General features: G+C 72.3%; 16 protein-coding genes. 9 read left to right on the forward strand and 7 right to left on the reverse strand.

All coding sequences use genetic code 11. The features are described 5' to 3' along the window. The coding region (locus ABZS69_RS62780) for a TOBE domain-containing protein (RefSeq protein WP_355393246.1) at nucleotides 1-567 on the forward strand (567 nt) is incomplete at its 5' end. A 5-nt stretch (nucleotides 568-572) separates the two neighbouring features. On the opposite strand, the gene ABZS69_RS62785 is transcribed toward ABZS69_RS62780, so the two are convergent. Beyond that, a complete protein-coding gene (locus ABZS69_RS62785) occupies nucleotides 573-1043 on the reverse strand; it encodes a hypothetical protein (protein WP_355393249.1) in 471 nt (156 codons plus the stop codon). 154 nt (nucleotides 1044-1197) lie between these two features. Between ABZS69_RS62785 and ABZS69_RS62790 the strand changes: the two genes are divergently transcribed. After that, a complete protein-coding gene (locus ABZS69_RS62790) occupies nucleotides 1198-1737 on the forward strand; it encodes a methyltransferase domain-containing protein (RefSeq protein WP_355393252.1) in 540 nt (179 codons plus the stop codon). Between the two features lie 122 nt (nucleotides 1738-1859). On the opposite strand, the gene ABZS69_RS62795 is transcribed toward ABZS69_RS62790, so the two are convergent. Further along, nucleotides 1860-5996 carry a bifunctional nitrate reductase/sulfite reductase flavoprotein subunit alpha gene (locus ABZS69_RS62795; protein ID WP_355393255.1) on the reverse strand — a complete coding sequence of 1379 codons (4137 nt, stop codon included), beginning with the start codon at nucleotides 5994-5996 and terminating at the stop codon, nucleotides 1860-1862. Nucleotides 5997-6282: 286 nt separating this feature from the next. Here ABZS69_RS62795 and ABZS69_RS62800 point away from each other — a divergent pair, with 286 nt between their 5' ends. After that, on the forward strand, nucleotides 6283-6693 hold the full coding sequence (locus ABZS69_RS62800) for a nuclear transport factor 2 family protein (RefSeq protein WP_355393258.1): 411 nt from the start codon (nucleotides 6283-6285) through the stop codon (nucleotides 6691-6693). Then, nucleotides 6690-7256 carry a DUF664 domain-containing protein gene (locus tag ABZS69_RS62805; RefSeq protein WP_355393261.1) on the forward strand — a complete coding sequence of 189 codons (567 nt, stop codon included), beginning with the start codon at nucleotides 6690-6692 and terminating at the stop codon, nucleotides 7254-7256. Before ABZS69_RS62800 ends, ABZS69_RS62805 begins: the two co-directional genes overlap by 4 nt. A gap of 46 nt (nucleotides 7257-7302) precedes the next feature. On the opposite strand, the gene ABZS69_RS62810 is transcribed toward ABZS69_RS62805, so the two are convergent. The 3 genes from ABZS69_RS62810 to ABZS69_RS62820 form a co-directional block, all read right to left on the reverse strand. Then, a complete protein-coding gene (locus ABZS69_RS62810) occupies nucleotides 7303-7965 on the reverse strand; it encodes a DUF1905 domain-containing protein (protein WP_355393264.1) in 663 nt (220 codons plus the stop codon). Nucleotides 7966-8109: 144 nt separating this feature from the next. Then, nucleotides 8110-8946 carry a hypothetical protein gene (locus ABZS69_RS62815; protein ID WP_355393267.1) on the reverse strand — a complete coding sequence of 279 codons (837 nt, stop codon included), beginning with the start codon at nucleotides 8944-8946 and terminating at the stop codon, nucleotides 8110-8112. Beyond that, nucleotides 8937-9260: a hypothetical protein gene (locus ABZS69_RS62820; protein WP_355393270.1), complete on the reverse strand. Its 324-nt coding sequence runs from the start codon at nucleotides 9258-9260 to the stop codon at nucleotides 8937-8939. The genes ABZS69_RS62815 and ABZS69_RS62820 overlap by 10 nt, the downstream gene beginning before the upstream one ends. Before the next feature lie 118 nt (nucleotides 9261-9378). On the opposite strand from ABZS69_RS62820, the gene ABZS69_RS62825 reads away from it, so the two are divergent. Further along, nucleotides 9379-9768 (forward strand): YbaB/EbfC family nucleoid-associated protein, encoded by a 390-nt coding sequence (locus tag ABZS69_RS62825; protein WP_355393272.1) that lies wholly within the window; start codon nucleotides 9379-9381, stop codon nucleotides 9766-9768. A gap of 26 nt (nucleotides 9769-9794) precedes the next feature. Here the strand turns inward: ABZS69_RS62825 and ABZS69_RS62830 are convergent, their stop codons facing one another. Both ABZS69_RS62830 and ABZS69_RS62835 read right to left on the reverse strand, forming a co-directional pair. Continuing rightward, complete coding sequence (locus ABZS69_RS62830; RefSeq protein ID WP_355393275.1) at nucleotides 9795-10439, reverse strand: response regulator transcription factor; 645 nt, start codon at nucleotides 10437-10439, stop codon at nucleotides 9795-9797. Beyond that, the gene (locus ABZS69_RS62835; RefSeq protein WP_355393278.1) at nucleotides 10424-11662 is read right to left on the reverse strand and encodes a histidine kinase; all 1239 of its coding nucleotides are present in this window, start codon (nucleotides 11660-11662) and stop codon (nucleotides 10424-10426) included. The genes ABZS69_RS62830 and ABZS69_RS62835 overlap by 16 nt, the downstream gene beginning before the upstream one ends. 191 nt (nucleotides 11663-11853) lie before the next feature. On the opposite strand from ABZS69_RS62835, the gene ABZS69_RS62840 reads away from it, so the two are divergent. The 4 genes from ABZS69_RS62840 (at nucleotide 11854) to ABZS69_RS62855 (ending at nucleotide 15704) form a co-directional block, all read left to right on the forward strand. Beyond that, nucleotides 11854-12000 (forward strand): hypothetical protein, encoded by a 147-nt coding sequence (locus ABZS69_RS62840; protein ID WP_355393282.1) that lies wholly within the window; start codon nucleotides 11854-11856, stop codon nucleotides 11998-12000. 83 nt (nucleotides 12001-12083) lie between these two features. Continuing rightward, nucleotides 12084-12530 carry a signal peptidase I gene (gene lepB, locus ABZS69_RS62845; protein WP_355393284.1) on the forward strand — a complete coding sequence of 149 codons (447 nt, stop codon included), beginning with the start codon at nucleotides 12084-12086 and terminating at the stop codon, nucleotides 12528-12530. 10 nt (nucleotides 12531-12540) lie between these two features. After that, entirely contained in the window at nucleotides 12541-15438 is a 2898-nt protein-coding gene (locus tag ABZS69_RS62850) for a BTAD domain-containing putative transcriptional regulator (RefSeq protein ID WP_355393287.1), read from the forward strand. A 74-nt stretch (nucleotides 15439-15512) separates the two neighbouring features. After that, the gene (locus ABZS69_RS62855; RefSeq protein ID WP_355393290.1) at nucleotides 15513-15704 is read left to right on the forward strand and encodes a hypothetical protein; all 192 of its coding nucleotides are present in this window, start codon (nucleotides 15513-15515) and stop codon (nucleotides 15702-15704) included. Nucleotides 15705-15754: the final 50 nt, after the last annotated feature.

Consider the following 15754-nt stretch of genomic DNA (forward strand, 5'->3'; position numbering starts at 1 on the left):
CCGCTGGCGGCGCTGGACGCGCACACCCGGCTGGAGATCCGTTCCCAGCTGCGCCGCCACCTGGCCGGCTTCGCCGGCGCGACCGTGCTGGTCACCCACGACCCGCTGGACGCGATGGTGCTGGCCGACCGGCTGATCGTCATCGAGAACGGCGCCGTCGTCCAGCAGGGCAGCCCCGCCGAGGTGGCCCGCCATCCGCGTACCGACTATGTCGCCCGCCTCGTCGGGCTCAACCTCTACCGGGGCGTGGCCGACGGGGCGCGCGTCGAGGTCGGCGAGCTGCCGATCAGCACCACCGAGCACCTCACGGGGCCGGTGTTCGTCGCGTTCGCCCCCGCCGCCGTGGCCCTCTACCGCACCCGCCCGGACGGGAGCCCGCGCAACCTGTGGGAGGCGCGCATCGACGGCATCGAGCGGCACGGCGACAACGTACGCGTCCACCTCGACGGGCCGATCACCGCCTTCGCCGACATCACCCCCGCCGCCCTGGCCGAGCTCGACCTGACCCCCGGCCAGACCATCTGGGCCTCGGTCAAGGCCGGCGAGACCCACGCCTACCCCGCGTGAACGGTTCAGCCCCATAACCGGTCGGCGGCGCACACCCTGATGCCGGTGACCTGGCTGATGTGCCGCGAGCCGCAGCGATCTCCGGGCATCACCAGGTGTGGTCCCTGCTCGGTCAGGTCCTGGCAGTCCATGGTGACGGCGAGCAGCGCCGGAGTGTTGCCGAACTCGGGGTCGATCTCGCCCCACGACAGCACGGCGCGGTGGCCGTCGCGCCCCAGCACCGCGAGCAGGTAGCGCAGCCGGTCTTTGCGCTCGCCCGGGTCGAACAGCGGTTCGGCGGCCCGGAGCACGTCGAGGAGCAGCGGCCCGGTGAAGTAGTGGCGCCGCTGCCCGGACGTGCGGCACTCGAAGCTGACCGTCGTCTCCCGCTGCGGCATCGAGCCGAGCATCGCGACGCTCAGCAGGGCGGGCCGGCGCACGTCGCCCCACAGAGACAGCCGGCCGGCCGTGGGAAGATCGATTGAGGTTGGCTGCACGGCCGCCTCCTCGCCCTCGTCATGCCTGCCCTTCGCTTGCCCACCGTCGCGCGAGTCCACACGTATCTGCAAGGTTTTTTCGGTATTTCCATGGCAGATGAGATGATGATGGGCTGTATGCCCCCGGACCGCCTAGAACCGATGGGAGACCCGGTTGACCGCGACCCTCGACGGCGTCGCCGAACGCCTGCCCTTCGACGACGACAGCTTCGACGCCGCCATGGCGATGGTCACGGTTCACCAGTGGAACGACACCGAACAGGGCCTGCGTGAGCTGCGCCGGGTCTCCCGCGGCCCGGTCGTCGTCCTCACCTTCGACGGCGACGCGCTCGACCTGCTGTGGCTCGCCGAGTACGCCCCCGAGCTGATCGCCGCCGAGCGCCGCCGCTACCCGCCGCTCGATCTGATCGCCTCCCTCATCGGTGGTCAGGCCGAGGTGGTGCCGATCGCGATCCCCGTCGACTGCGTGGACGGCTTCACCGAGGCGTTCTACGCCCGTCCTGAACGGTTCCTCGACCCGCGGGTCCGCGCGTCCCAGTCGGCCTGGGGGTTCGTCGACGACGAGGCGGAGGCGCGGGCCGTGGACCGGCTGCGGCGCGACCTCGACAGCGGCGCCTGGGACGACCGCTTCGGGCAGCTGCGCGAGCAACCCGAGTTCGTCGGCTCGCTCCGGCTCGTCGTCGGGCATCCGTGAGCTGATCGCGCTCCCGGCGCGACGTGGCCGGTCGTGCGGCGCGATGTGGCTGGCCGTGCTCCCGGCGCGATGTGGCTGGCCGCGCTCCCGGCGTGGCGTGGCCGGGCGCGCGGGGGAGGCCGTCAGTACACGTCGCGGACGTAGCGTTTCGTCGCGGCGAGCTGTTTGACGTAGGCGGCGGCGTCGTCGGGAGCCAGGCCGCCGTGGCGGGCCGCGATGTCGCGCAGGGTCTGGTCGACGTCCCTGGCCATCCGGGCGGCGTCGCCGCACACGTACACGTGAGCGCCGTCCTGCAGCCAGGCCCACAGCTGCACGCCGTGCTCGCGCATCCGGTCCTGCACGTAGACCTTGGCCCGCTGGTCGCGGGAGAAGGCCAGGTCCAGGCGGGTCAGCAGGCCGTCGTCGTGCAGCGTGGCCAGCTCGTCGCGGTAGTAGAAGTCGGTGGCGCGGCGCTGCTCGCCGAAGAAGAGCCAGTTGCGGCCGCGGTGGCCGAGGGCCCGGCGTTCGTCGAGGAAGCCGAGGAAGGGGGCCACGCCGGTGCCCGGGCCGATCATCACCATGGGGGTGCCGGAGTCGGAAGGCGGCCGGAAGTGCGTGGTGGGCTGGACGTACACCGGGACGGTGGTGCCCTCGGGGCTGTCGGCCAGGTACGCCGAGCAGGCGCCGCCCCGCGTCGTGCCGCGCGGGTTGCGGAAGCGCACCACCGAGACCGTCAGCCGTATCTGGTCGGGGCTGGTGAGCGGGCTGGAGGAGATGGAGTACAGGCGGGGTTGGAGCCGCTTGAGCACCTCGGCCCACTCCTGGGCCGTGGCGCGCGCGGGGAGCTCGGCGAGCACGTCCACGGCCTGGCGACCCCACACCCATTTGTCCAGCTCGCCCTTGTTGCCGGGGCGCAGGAGCCGGGCGAGGTCGCGGTCGCGGGTGCGTTCGGCGACGAACTTCAGCAGGCCAGAGGTGATCTTGGTGATGTCGAGGTGGTGGTGCAGGGCGTCGCGGAGCCGCAGCGCGCCCAGGCCGGGGAGCTCGACGGTGTCGGCGGGGCTGAGGCCGGTGCCGGCCAGCCATTCCATGACCAGGTCGAGGCTGTTGGCGGGCAGCACCCCGAGGGCGTCGCCCGCCTGGTAGGTCAGCTCACCGCCGGTCCCGAAGGTGAACTGGCGAACCTCTTTGGCCGAGCCCGGCAGGCTGAGCAGCCGGTTTCCGGTCAGCGTCGCGGTGAAGGGGGCCGTACGGGAGCCGGTCGGGGCCGGCGGTGCGGCCGTTCCCGGTTCGCTCAGCTCCGCCCCGGGGTCGGCCAGGGTGGGGAGGAGCTGGTTGAGCCAGGCCAGGGCGCGCTCGTGCTCGTCCGGCTCGCAGTCCACGCGTGGCGCGAGGCGGAGCGCGCCGAGCTCCTCCAGCCGCCGGTCGAGCCGGCGGCCGTGGCCGCAGAAGTCGTCGTAACTGGAGTCGCCGAAGGCGAGGACCGCGTAGCGCACGCCGTCGAGCCGCGGTGCTCCGGGCTCGGCGAGGGCGTCCCAGAAGGCGGCGCCGTTGTCGGGGGCCTCGCCGTCGCCGAACGTGCTGGAGATGATCAGCAGGTCCGCGTCCGGCGTCAGGGCCTGCGGGGCGCAGTCGGCCATGTTGACCAGCCGGGCGCTGCGGCCGGCGCCCGTCAGCCGCTCGGCGCTGGTCGCGGCGAACTCCTCGGCGTTGCCCGTCTGCGAGGCCCACAGGATGACGACCTCGCGGCCCGGGGTCTCCGGTTCGGCGGGCGCGGGCTCCTGTGCAGGGAGGACGATGCGGGAGAAGGCGCCGGCCAGCGCCCCGTTCACCCACAGGGCGTGGTCCGGCGCGAAGGGGGCATGACCCGGCAGCACCGGTACGTCCGCTCCTTCGAGCGGGGCGCTCGTCAGGCCGGACAGGAACCCGGACAGATAGCGGCGTTCCGTCGGGGAGAGCTCCGGCGGGGTCAGGTCGGCGAGGCCGAACAGGCCGTGCAGCGCGGCGACGGCGACCGGCGTCCGCGCCGGGCCGGTGGGCTCAGCGGGGGGAGCCTGGCCGGACGCCGGGGCGGAGGCGGCCGCGGTCGCCTCCGGGGCGACCTTGGCGAGGGAGACCGCGCACACCTTCAGCTCGGGCTGGAAGGAGATGGGGTCGACGGCGTCGCTGGTGACGGCGTTGACGCTGAGGTACTCGCCGAACAGGTCGTTCCAGTGGAACGGCGCGAACAGGTTGCCCGGCATGACGCGGTCCGTCACCACCGCGGGCAGCACGGCCCGCCCGCGCCGGGAGGAGACCGCCACGAGGTCGCCCTCGCCGATGCCGTGTCCGGCGGCGTCGGCCGGGTTGATCTCCACGAACGGGCCGGGGTTGAGCTTGTTCAGCTTCGCGATCTTGGCCGTCTTGGTGAGCGTGTGCCACTGGTGCTGCACCCGACCGGTGTTGAGCACGTACGGGAAGGTGTCGTCGGGCAGCTCGGCGGCGGGCAGGTGCGGACGCGGGAAGAAGACGGCCCGGCCGTCGGGGGTGGCGAAGGCCAGCCGCGGGCCGCTGCCGTCCTCGCGCGTGAGCGGCTCCTGGCTGCGGCCGTCGTTGAGGTAGCGGACCGGGTTGCGCTCGCCGGAGCCGGGCGGGGCGGGCCACTGCACCGGGGTCTCGCGTAGCCGGTCGTACGTCACGCCGCGCAGGTCGTACCCGGTCGCGGGGTTCCAGGCCCGCTTGATCTCCTCGAACACCTCCTCCGCGCTCGAATAGGAGAAACCATCCTCGAACCCCATCTCGCAGGCGACCCTGGCGATGATCCGCCAGTCCGCCAGCGCCTCCCCGGCCGGTTCTACGGCCTGCCGGAGCAGGGTGAGGTTGCGCTCGGAGTTGATCATCACGCCTTCGGCCTCGGCCCAGAGAGCGGCGGGCAGGACCACGTCGGCGTAGGCGTTGGTCTCGGTGGCCGCGAAGACGTCCTGCGCGACGACGAACTCGGCGGCCTCCAGGCCCGCGATCACGGTCTTGCGGTTGGCGACGCTGGCCACGGGGTTGGTGCAGATGATCCAGCACGCCTTGATCTCGCCCTCGGCCATCCGGGAGAACATCTCGATCGTGCCCTGCCCGACGTCGGTACGCAGCGTGCCGGGCGCGATGCTCCACAGGTCCTCGACGAACCGGCGGTCCTGCTCCACCAGCACCGAGCGCTGCCCGGGCAGGCCGGGGCCCATGTAGCCCATCTCGCGGCCGCCCATCGCGTTGGGCTGGCCGGTCAGTGAGAACGGGCCGCTGCCCGGACGGCAGATCGCGCCCGTGGCCAGGTGCAGGTTGCACAGCGCGTTGGTGTTCCAGGTGCCGTGGGTGCTCTGGTTGAGCCCCATCGTCCAGCAGCTCATCCACTCGCCGGCCTCGCCGATCCATTGGGCGGCCTGGCGCAGGTCGGCCTCGGGGATGCCGGTGAGCTCCGCGACCTTCGCGGGCGGGTAGTCGAGCAGGAACTCCGGCATGGCCTCCCAGCCGCGGGTGTGCTCGGCGACGAACTCCTCGTCGACGTGCCCGTTCTCCACCAGCAGGTGCAGCAGCCCGTTGAGCAGGGCCAGGTCCGTGCCCGGCCGGATCTGCAGGAACAGGTCGGCCTTGGCGGCGGTGGCGGTGCGCCGCGGGTCCACCACGATCAGCCTGGCGCCGGCCTTGACCCGGTCCATCAGGCGCAGGAACAGGATGGGGTGGCAGTCGGCCATGTTCGCGCCGATGACGAAGAACACCTCGGCGCGGTCGAAGTCCTCGTACGAGCCGGGCGGGCCGTCCGAGCCCAGCGAGAGCTTGTAGCCGCTGCCCGCGCTGGCCATGCACAGCCGCGAGTTCGACTCGATCTGGTTGGTGCCGACGAAACCCTTGGCGAGCTTGTTGGCCAGGTACTGGGCCTCCAGCGTCATTTGCCCGGACACGTAGAACGACAGCGCGTCGGGCCCGTGCTCGTCCAGGATCGCGCGCAGCCGCCGGGCGGTCGCCGTGATCGCCGCGTCGATCCCGCTCTCCTCCTGCTGCACGCCCCTGGCGGGCCTGACGAGCGCCCGCTCCAGCCGGCCCGGGGCGGCGAGCATGTCGGCGCTGGTGGCCCCCTTGGTGCACAGGCGACCGGCGTTGGCCGGGTGGCTCTTGTCGCCGGACACCTTGACGACCCGGCGCCGCCCGTCCGCGCCCTGCGCCACGTCCAGGACGATCCCGCAGCCGACCCCGCAGTAGGAGCAGACGGTCTTCACCCGCGTGCCGGCGTTGTCCGGGTCTGTCGCCTTCATCGGCCCTTCCCTTCGACAGGGCCTGAACGGCGTTCCCGACCGGTGGGCGCGCCGCAGCCGAACTGGGCAGATCCAACGCGCAAAACGTAAGAAACATGCGTTACGGAGATGTCACAGCGGCCGACCGCTGCCGGTTACATCCAGATCACCACCGATCCCGGCCCGCCACACGCCCGGCCCGCCACACGCCCGGGGCCCTGCGCAGGTCCGCCACACGCCCCGCCCGGCACACCCCCCCCGCCCGGCACCCCGGAATCTGTCGGTGCCCGGAGGTAAGGTCCGCCGCATGGACGTGACCTCCAGCACCCGGCGCACCGCGCAGGCCTACGTCGAGACCGCCGAGCGGCGTGACTGGGTGGGCTTCGGCGCCCTGCTCGCCGAGGACGTGGTCTACGAGATGCCGCAAACCCGCGAGCGGATCCGTGGGAAGCCGGCCTTCCTCCGGTTCAACATGGAATATCCCGGTGACTGGCACCTACAGGTGCGGCGCATCGTCGCCGACGGCCGCCACGCCGCGGCCTGGATCGACGCGCGGGTCGGGGCCGGGCAGCAGGACGCGTGCGTCTGGTTCGAGCTCTCCGACGAGGGGCTGATCAGCCGGGTCGTCGACTACTGGCCGGAGCCGTACGATCCGCCGGCCGGTCGCGAGCACCTCGTGGAGCGCTGGTCAGGACCGGCGTCTACGGTGGCGTCATGACCAACAGCGACTACTGGTGGGAGCCGCCCGCGGCCGGCACCGAGGCCGAGCACCTCGTGGGCGCGCTCGACCGCCTGCGCACGACCTTCCGCTGGAAGGCCGACGACCTCGACGCGGCCGGGCTGCGTACCCGCATCGGCGCCTCCTCGCTGACGCTGGGCGGCCTGCTCAAGCACCTCGCATGCGCCGAAGACCAGATCTTCGGCCCCAAGCTCAGCGGCACCCCGCTCGGCGCGCCATGGGACACCGTCGACTGGGGCGCCGACCCTGACTGGGACTTCAGCTCGGCCGCCGACGACACCCCCGAAGCGCTCTACGCGCTCTGGGACACCACCGTCGAACGGTCCCGGGCGAGGCTCGACGCGGCCCTGGCCGATGGCGGGCTTGACCAGCTCGTCCACCTCGCCTTCCCCGACGGGCGCCACGTCAGCCTGCGCCGGCTGGTCTGCGACCTGATCGAGGAGTACGGGCGGCACACCGGCCACGCCGACCTGCTCCGCGAAGCCGTTGACGGGCGGGTCGGCGAGGACCCACCTGGCGGCTGGCACGCGAAGTCCGGCTGACCGGCCGCGCCTGCCGGACGAGGCGTCGGGTCAGAGCTCAGCCGGGTCAGAGCTCGACGGTCAGGCGGACGGTCACCACGTCGCCCACGTCGAGCCCTTCGGCCTTCCGCACCCCCGCCTTCACCGGCACGATGTAGCGCCCGTCCTTGGGAAACAGCGAGGTCTTCCACTGGGTTTCCCGGATCCGGGCCGTGACGGGAATCATGCCCCAGCCATAGCTCACCGCGGCCGCGGTCGTTTCCAGGTCGCGGCACTCCTCGTCCGGCACGGTGACGAAGTGCCAGGGCGCGGGCCCCCTCCAGAACCACATCTCACTGCTGAACTCCACATCCATCGCCACAGAATAAGAGCCATCCGGCCGGAAAGGTGCCCCGACGGGCGGCCCGTGCCCCGGGCGCGGGCGTCGTCGCTGCCACCATGCCCAATCGGAATCGGGCGACGCGGGCGGCGCCGGCGAGGTTCGGCGGAGGTAGTACCGATCGATGGGGAGGACCAAGGCGTACAGGTGCGGTCCGGCCCATGCCGGCAGGGCGATGAGCGCCTGCTGCAGGCGCCGGCGGGGCGCGTCCCCGCCGCATTCCTCGCACTCGCACCTGCCGAACCGGCGGTCAAAAGTCCCGACGAGGGCCGCCTCCTGCCAGGCCACCAGTGCCGCCGCCACCTCGCCCGGCCACATCCGGGTGTGTTCGAGGGCGATCACCGCCGTCATGGGACGACGGCCGAGCCCGGGGACCTGGTGGATCAAGGCTCTGTGGGTCCCGCACGCCGATCCTCGCGTACGGACCTCAGAAGGGCGCCTACGCGGCATGGCCCTTTCTGGTCGACGTCATGAGCACGATGATCGCATACCGGGTCACAGTTCTTGGACTTTGCCGTTCTTGTGGACCCGGTACGTGGTCTTGTCCAGCTTGATGTCCACATAGGACTTCCAGCCGAAGCCCTTCTTCTTGGCCATCTCCTGCAGATCCTCGTCGGAGAGCTTTTTGGTGTTCTGGTGGATGGGTTTGTATTTCGGCTCCCCGGTGCGCGCGTACCTTCCGGAATGGGAGGTCGTCATGGCCTCCTTGTGGCTCATGAAACCTTGCGCGCGCTTCCGCTTGCCGATGTTCATCTGCAGCGGCCCGGCGAACTGGGGTTGCGGGTTGGTCAGGCGGCCGATGCGGGAGGCGACGTCGTTCAGGGGTTCGGTCACGTGGCGGCGCATGGCCGGCGTGAGCGTGTGCTCCACTCCATGCGCCAGGGCCTGACGGATGCGGGCCACCCCCAGCCGGGTGCTCGCCAGGGCGGTGGCCCGTCCCAGCGGGCCGCCGACCACGGTGGCGGCATTGGCCCGGACCATTCCGCTGGCCAGTTGGGAGAGGGTGGCGGCCTGGCTGCCCCGTACGACGTTGGCGAAGCCGCGCAGGACGATCGGCGCCGTCGCGGTCAGGGCGAGGCCCGCGGCCACGGTGCCGGCCTTGACGCCCGCGTTGTCCCAGAAGTCCGCCAGTGCCTGACCGGCGTCGCCACCCGTGTGCCGCACCGCGGCCTGTACCCGGGCATCCACCTGCTCGGCCACCGGCCCCATCCGCTGGACCGCCGCGGACAGCTCTCCGGCCTGCCGATCCACCGCGTCGGCGTCGACGTTGATCCACGGCATCCCCACCATGCCGAGCATGGTGGAAGCCCACCCGGGCAGCGTCACACCCATGTCTCGCCTCCTGTGGCCGGCGGGACCGCCGAGATGGCCGCCTCGTCGGCCGCGACGGCGGTGTTCGCCATGCCGGCGAGGTTGGCGCCGACGTCGGTCATCAGCCCCGCGAGCCGGTCGTGCACCTCGGCGGCCAGCGACACGGCGTTCAGGTGCTCGCGCAGGAACGACGCGGTCAGCAGGTCGTCTCCCCACGAGTCCGCGCCCACGCCGTGCAGCGAGCCGGAAGAGGTGGCGTACTCCGTGCCGTGCCGCAGCGTCGCGGCGGAGTCCGCGCGCAACGACGACACATCGACAGAAAGCTCGTCTCGCATGAATCCGCACGATAATCCGCGCGGGTCGCGGGAGGAGTCGCTTCCAAGTTTCTGGAACCGTCCGGGCAGGCCGCTGTCGTGGCGCCTACGCTCGGCGTCCGGCAGCAGAGGAGGAGCGATGTCGTACCAGGACATGGAGAGCGTGGAGCGCGCGGTGGAGAAGGCCGAGGAGGCCATGCGCAGGATCCAGCAGGCGCAGGCCGAACTGGACCACCTGACCGGGGAGGGGGTGAGCGACGACACCCTCGTACAGGCTGTCACCGACGCGGAGGGGCAGCTCAAGGAGATCGCCGTGAGCCCGCGCATCATGCGGCTGAGCAGCGACGCCGTCGCCCGCGCGGTGACCGAGGCCGTCCAGCGCGCCCAGCGGGACGCCAAGCGGAAGACGGAGAGCCTCCTCGGCGACGTCCTCGCCGAGGTCGAGCTGGAGCCCCTGGACGCGTCGCTCGTGGAGGAGCGGATCGCCGAGGTCGCCGAGGATCTGGCCCGGTTCGAGCGCGGCCGGTGAATCCCGGCCCGCTGCCGCCTGTGTGATCACGAGTTCAGATAGGTGAGAACGGCGAGGACGCGGCGGTTGTGGTTGTCGTCATCGGTGATGCCGAGTTTCCCGAAGAGGGAGGTCGTGTATTTGCTGATGGCGCTCTCGCTGAGGAAGAGCCGCTGGCCGATGGCCTGGTTGGACAGCCCTTCCGCCATGAGGCCGAGTACGGAGTGCTCGCGTTCGGTGAGCTGTCCGAGCCGCCGGTTGGAGGGCCCGCTGGACAACAGTTTGGCGATGACGGCCGGGTCCATGGCGGTCCCGCCGTGGGCGACGCGTTCCAGCGCGTCGATGAACTGATCGGCGTCGAACACGCTCTCCTTGAGGAAATAGCCGATGCCGCCGGTGCCGTCGGCCAGCAGCTCACGGGCGTAAAGCTGCTCGACGTGCTGCGAAAGGATCAGAATCGGCAGCCCGGGCAGCTCGCGGCGGGCGGCGAGGGCCGCTCGCAGGCCCTCGTCCGACTGGGTCGGCGGCATGCGGACGTCGACGACGGAGACGTCCGCCCGGCACCTCAGCAGCGCGTCGAGCGTCTCGGGCCCGGTGGTCGCCGTCGCCACCACCTGGTGCCCGTACGCCTCCAGGAGGCGGACCATCCCGTCGCGCAGGAGGTAGAGGTCTTCGGCTACAACGATTCGCATGGGACCACCATTCTCACCCGCGTCGGACCGCCCGCCGGACTGGTGATCTCCACGGTGCCGTCGAAGACCGCCAGGCGGCGGCGCAGCCCGTCGAGCCCGCCGCCGGCCCGCGCGTCGGCCCCGCCCCGGCCGTCGTCCTCGACCTCGACGACGATGCCGTCGTCGTCGAGCGCGATGGAGATCCGCGCCCGGGAGGCGCGGGCGTGCTTGATCGCGTTGGTCACCAGCTCGGCGACCCCGAAGTACACGGCGGACTCGATCGGCGGGTCCAGACGCGGCTGAACGTCGGCGCTGACGGCCACTTCGAGCGGGCTGTCCAGGGCGAGGGCGCGTACGGCGTCGACGAGGCCCCGCTCGTTGAGCACCGGCGGGCTGATTCCCCTGACCAGGTCGCGGAGCTCGGTCAGTGACGTGGCGGCGCCGACCCGCGCGTCCCGCAGCAGCGCCTTGGCCTGGTCGGGGTCGGTCTCCATCAGCTTCTCCGCGGTCGCCAGGGAGAGCCCGAGCGCGACCAGGCGGGCCTGCGCCCCGTCGTGCAGGTCCCGTTCGATCCGGCGGATCTCGGCGGCCTGCGCGACCGTCGTGTCCGCGCGCTGGGCCGTCAGCTCGTCCACCCGCTCCGCCAGCAGCATCGCGGGCGACGCGCGCAGGAAGCGGACGGCCACCGGCTCGACGGACCGCCAGGCGTACGGGGCGGTGGCGATCGCCACGATCAGGCCGAGCACCCCGGCGTACGGCTCCGACCGGGCGAACCCGAGGACCGCCACCGCGAGCCCGGCCGGCGGGACGGCCGCGACCACGCCTGCGGTGATCGGCGCGATCGCCGTGAACCGCAGGTCACGCCACGTGGCGGGGTCACGCAGCCAGGTCCGCCACCGCTGGTCCATGTGGGCGTCCCGGCTGGTGCGCTCATAGGAGTACCCGTTCCACCAGTAGCCGGTCGACAGCTGCGTCACCGGCCCGGCCTGCCGGTATCCGGCGGGGATGACGGTGCCCGTCCACTTCGCGACGAGGGAGCGGGCCAGCCGGCACACCGGGCGGGACAGGGCGAGCGTGCCGATGCACGCCCACACGAACGGCGCCATCCCCGACCACGGGTTCGCGCCCCACCAGATCCACAGCGCCACGGCGGCCGCCCACACCGCCGGGACCAGCATGCTTACGACCAGCACGACCCACGCGCGGACGAACCCCACCCAGGCGCTCGCCAACCACTGTCGCATGACTCTTCCTTCTCGCTTCACAACCCCGACTTGGCGCTTTCCACTGTGCACCGCACCGGAGCCCGCTCCCCGCCGATCGGCGCCGAAGTGGGTCTGGACCCACCCATCCGTACGTCCAGCCCCATACCGCGCCTTCCGTGCGCTCCCTAACGTCTACACCACTCCAAATACCAACAAGGGACAAAACGGACATGGAATCCACGCCCGTCCAGCGAGCTTTCGCCAAGGTGAAGCTCCTCGTCGCGGCCTACGGCGCGCTCAGCGTCGTGGTGCTCGCCGCAGCCGCCTTCGTCGTCAACGGATCCGGCCTGCGCGCCGCCTTCCCCAAAGCACGCTGAACGCGGTTGACAGGTCACCGGGCCAACGGAGATCTTTAGCCGAGCAAAGATCAACCTCTCTGGGACCGGCGGTGGAAGAGCGGATGAAGCTGATCAGCATGGGGTTGCTCGCCGGGGTGCTCGTCGCGGCGGCCGGCGCCCTGGTGGCCCGCCGGCGCTACGTGGTGATCACCGTCGAGGGGATGAGCATGGCTCCGACCTTGCACGACGGAGACCGGGTGCTGGTGCGGCGGCGCCGGGCCGACCAGGTGTCCAGGGGCGACGTCGTGGTGCTCGAACCTCCGTCCGATCCCGCGCAGGTGTTCGTGCCGGAGACGGACGGTACGCGCTGGAACATCAAGCGCGCCGTCGCCCTCCCCGGTGACCCGGTGCCGCCGGACGTGGACGGAGCCGGGGCGCGCGTGCCCGCGGGCGCGCTGGTGGTCTACGGTGACAACCCGCACAGCGTCGACTCGCGGCAGCGCGGCTTCTTCCCGGCCGATCGCCTGCTCGGGGTCGCGCTGCGCCGGCTGGGCGGGTCTGCGCTGTAGGCCGGGCGACGTGAAGTTCAGGCTGCTCGGGCCACTGCGGATCGAAGGCGCCGACTCCCCGCAGGGAGGGGCGAGGATCAACGCGCCCAAACAGCGGACCGTCCTCGCCATGCTGCTCGCCCGGGCGGGTCACATCGTCCCGATCCGGGCCCTGGTGGCGGAGGTCTGGGACGACCAGCCGCCCCGCTCCGCCGTGGCGAACCTGCGTACGTACCTCATGCAGTTGCGCAAGCTGATGCCGCCCGCGGCCGACCCGGCCGTGGAGCGGCTGGTCACCTCGGACGCCGGTTACCTGCTGCGGGTCGAGCCAGAGGAGTTCGATCTCTTCCAGTTCGAGGCGCTGTCCGCGCACGGCCGCCAGGCGGTGGGCCGGCGCGATCTCAGCACCGCCCTGGACTCCTACACCCGGGCCCTCGCGCTGTGGCAGGGGATGGCGGCCGAGGACGTGCCGCTGGGGCCGACGCTGCGGGAGGTGGTGGCCCGCCTCACCGACCACTACCTGAACGTGGTGGAGGAGCACACGGAGATCCAGCTCACCCTCGGCAGGCACGCGACGGCGGCCAAGCGGCTGCGCGAGGTGATCGGCCAGTACCCGCTGCGCGAGCGGCTGCACGGCCAGCTCATGGTGGCCCTCTACCAGAGCGGCGACGTGGTCGGCGCGCTGGACGCGTTCGGGGCCGCCCGGAAGGTCCTCGCCGACGAGCTGGGCATCGATCCGGGCCCCGACCTGCGCAGACTGCACCAGCTGATCCTGCGCAGGGACTCCACCCTCCTGTCCGAGGAGGGCCCCGCCGACGACGGGCGGCCCCGGCCGCGCCAGTTGCCGCGGGCGCCGTCCGTGTTCGTGGGCCGCTCGGCCGAGCTCGCCCGGATCCACGCCGTGCTGGGCGGCGGCGCGGGGTCGCCCGTGCTGGCGCTGCACGGCCCCGGCGGGATCGGCAAGTCGGCGCTCGCCCTGAAGGCCGCGTACGGCGTGACCGACCGCTACCCCGACGGCCACCTCTACGTCGACCTGCAGGGGGCGACGCCGACCCTGTCGCCGCTGCGCCCCGACGAGGTGCTCGGCCGCTTCCTGCGGGCCCTGGGGGTGCCTCCCGGCGAGGTTCCCGCGGCGCCGGCGGAGGCGGCCGCCCTCTACCAGTCGGTGCTGGCCGACCGGCGCGTCCTGGTCGTGCTCGACAACGCCGTCGGCGCCGCCCAGGTGGCCCCCTTGCTGCCGGCGGGCGGTGGCTGCGCGGTGCTGGTCACCAGCCGGTCGGCGCTGACGACGTTGGACGCCGTACCGGTCGCCGTGGACCAGCTCGACGAGGAGCAGTCGGTGCGGATGCTGGCGCTGCTGGCCGGCCAGGCGCGCGTGGCCGCCGAGGCGGAGGCGGCGGCCGAGATCGCGCGCTGGTGCTGCCGCCATCCGCTGGCGCTGCGCATCGCCGGCGCCCGCCTCGCGGGCCGGCCGGACTGGTCGCTGGCGAGCTTCAACGAGCGCCTGAGCAACCAGCGGCGGCGGCTGGACGAGCTGCAGGCGGCCGACCTGCGCGTCCGCTCCTGCTTCGAGGTCGGCTACACGACCCTGACGAGCCCGGCGAAGACCGCCTTCCGCCTGTTCGGCGTGCTGGAGGTGCCGGAAGTGGGCGTCGAGCTCGTCGCCGCGCTGGCCGACGCCGACCAGAAGACCGCGGAGGCCGCGCTCGACGAGCTGGTCGAGGCGCGCCTGATCGAGCCGGTCGGCGAGAGCCGGTTCCGCATGCACGACCTGCTGCGGCTCTTCGCGGGGGAGCTGGCCGCCGCCCACGACTCGCCGGCCGAGCTGGACCTGGCCGTACGGCGGGCCCTGGACTGGTACCTCGACCTCTGCCACCAGATGCGCGATCTGCTGCAGCCGCACCTGCGATCCAGCGGTGCGGGCCGGGAGCGGCGGCGCGATCCCGGCCTGGTGCTGGGCGACCCCGCGGCGGCGGTGCGGTGGCTCGACACGGAGCTGCGTTACCTGGTCGCGGCCGCCGTCCAGGCCGCGCGCGGGGAGCCGGACGTGGCGCGCTTCGCCATCGAGCTGATGACCCTGGTCAAGGCCACGGTGATGAAGGGCGGTTACTGGCGCGAGCTGGAGACCATCGCACGGCTCGCCATCGAGGTGGCGCGGCGCGACGGCGACCGCGGCGCGGAGGCGTCCACGCTCGCGACCCTTGGGCTGCTGGAATGGCGGGCCGGCCAGAGGGAGGCGGCCGACGGCCACCTGCGGCGCGCTCTCGGGCTCTGGCGCGACCTGGGGAACCGCGAGGAGGAAGGGATGGCGCTGCACAACCTCGGCTGGCTGAACATGCAGACCGGCGACCTCGACGCGGCCCTCGGCCACATCAGCGACAGCCTGTCGCTGCTCAGGAAGCACCGGTCCAGGCGCGTCGGGCTGGTCGGCCACAGCCTGGGCGAGCTCCTGCTCCAGCTGGGCAGGGACGCCGAGGCGGCGGATCGCTTCGAACGGTGCCTGGCCGTCCGCCGGGCCGATCGCGACCTGAACGGCGAGAGCATCACGCTGGCGGCGCTCGGCCGCGCCTACTGCCTGCTCGGCCTGTGGGACAAGGCGCTGGCCGCGATAGACGAGGCGCTGGCCCGCTGCGAGGAGGCCGGCAACCGGGAGGACGAGTGGGAGGTGCTGCTCAGCAGGTCCGAGATCCGGCTGCGGCAGGGTGACCCCGCCGCGGCCGAGCGCGACCTGGTCAGGGCCCTGGAGCTGGCCGCCCAGATCGGCGACGCGTACGGCTACGCCGCCTGCACCCGCCAGCTCGCCAGGGCCCGCGCGGCGTCGGGCGACCCGCGTGCGGCGGGGGACGCCCGAAGGGCCGAGGAGCTGTTCGCGGATCCGGCGATGCGCCGCAACCCGGTGCTGGAAAGGCTGCTCACCGTACAGGTGTAGCGCGGCTGTATCGGTCGCTGTATGTCCCCCAAATAGCGTTTCGGCCTGACCGCATCGCTATACGAGGAGCGAACATGACTTCTGTCTTGGGCAAGCTCGGCGACAGGATTCTCGACAGGCTCGTGCCGAAGGCGTCCGCGAAGGCGGCCGCCGAGTGGTACAAGCACTGCTACTGCAGGGAGCGTTCCGACTTCAGGCAGATCTGCACGACCGCCGGCGGCACGACCCGCTGTGGGGCCTGCTACGCGTACAGGATCTGCGGCTAGGTAGAACGCGTGGGCCGGCGGCGGCGTCCACCGCCGCCGGCCCCCGACCG

This window comes from Nonomuraea sp. NPDC005650, assembly GCF_040605375.1.
Lineage (GTDB): Bacteria > Actinomycetota > Actinomycetes > Streptosporangiales > Streptosporangiaceae > Nonomuraea.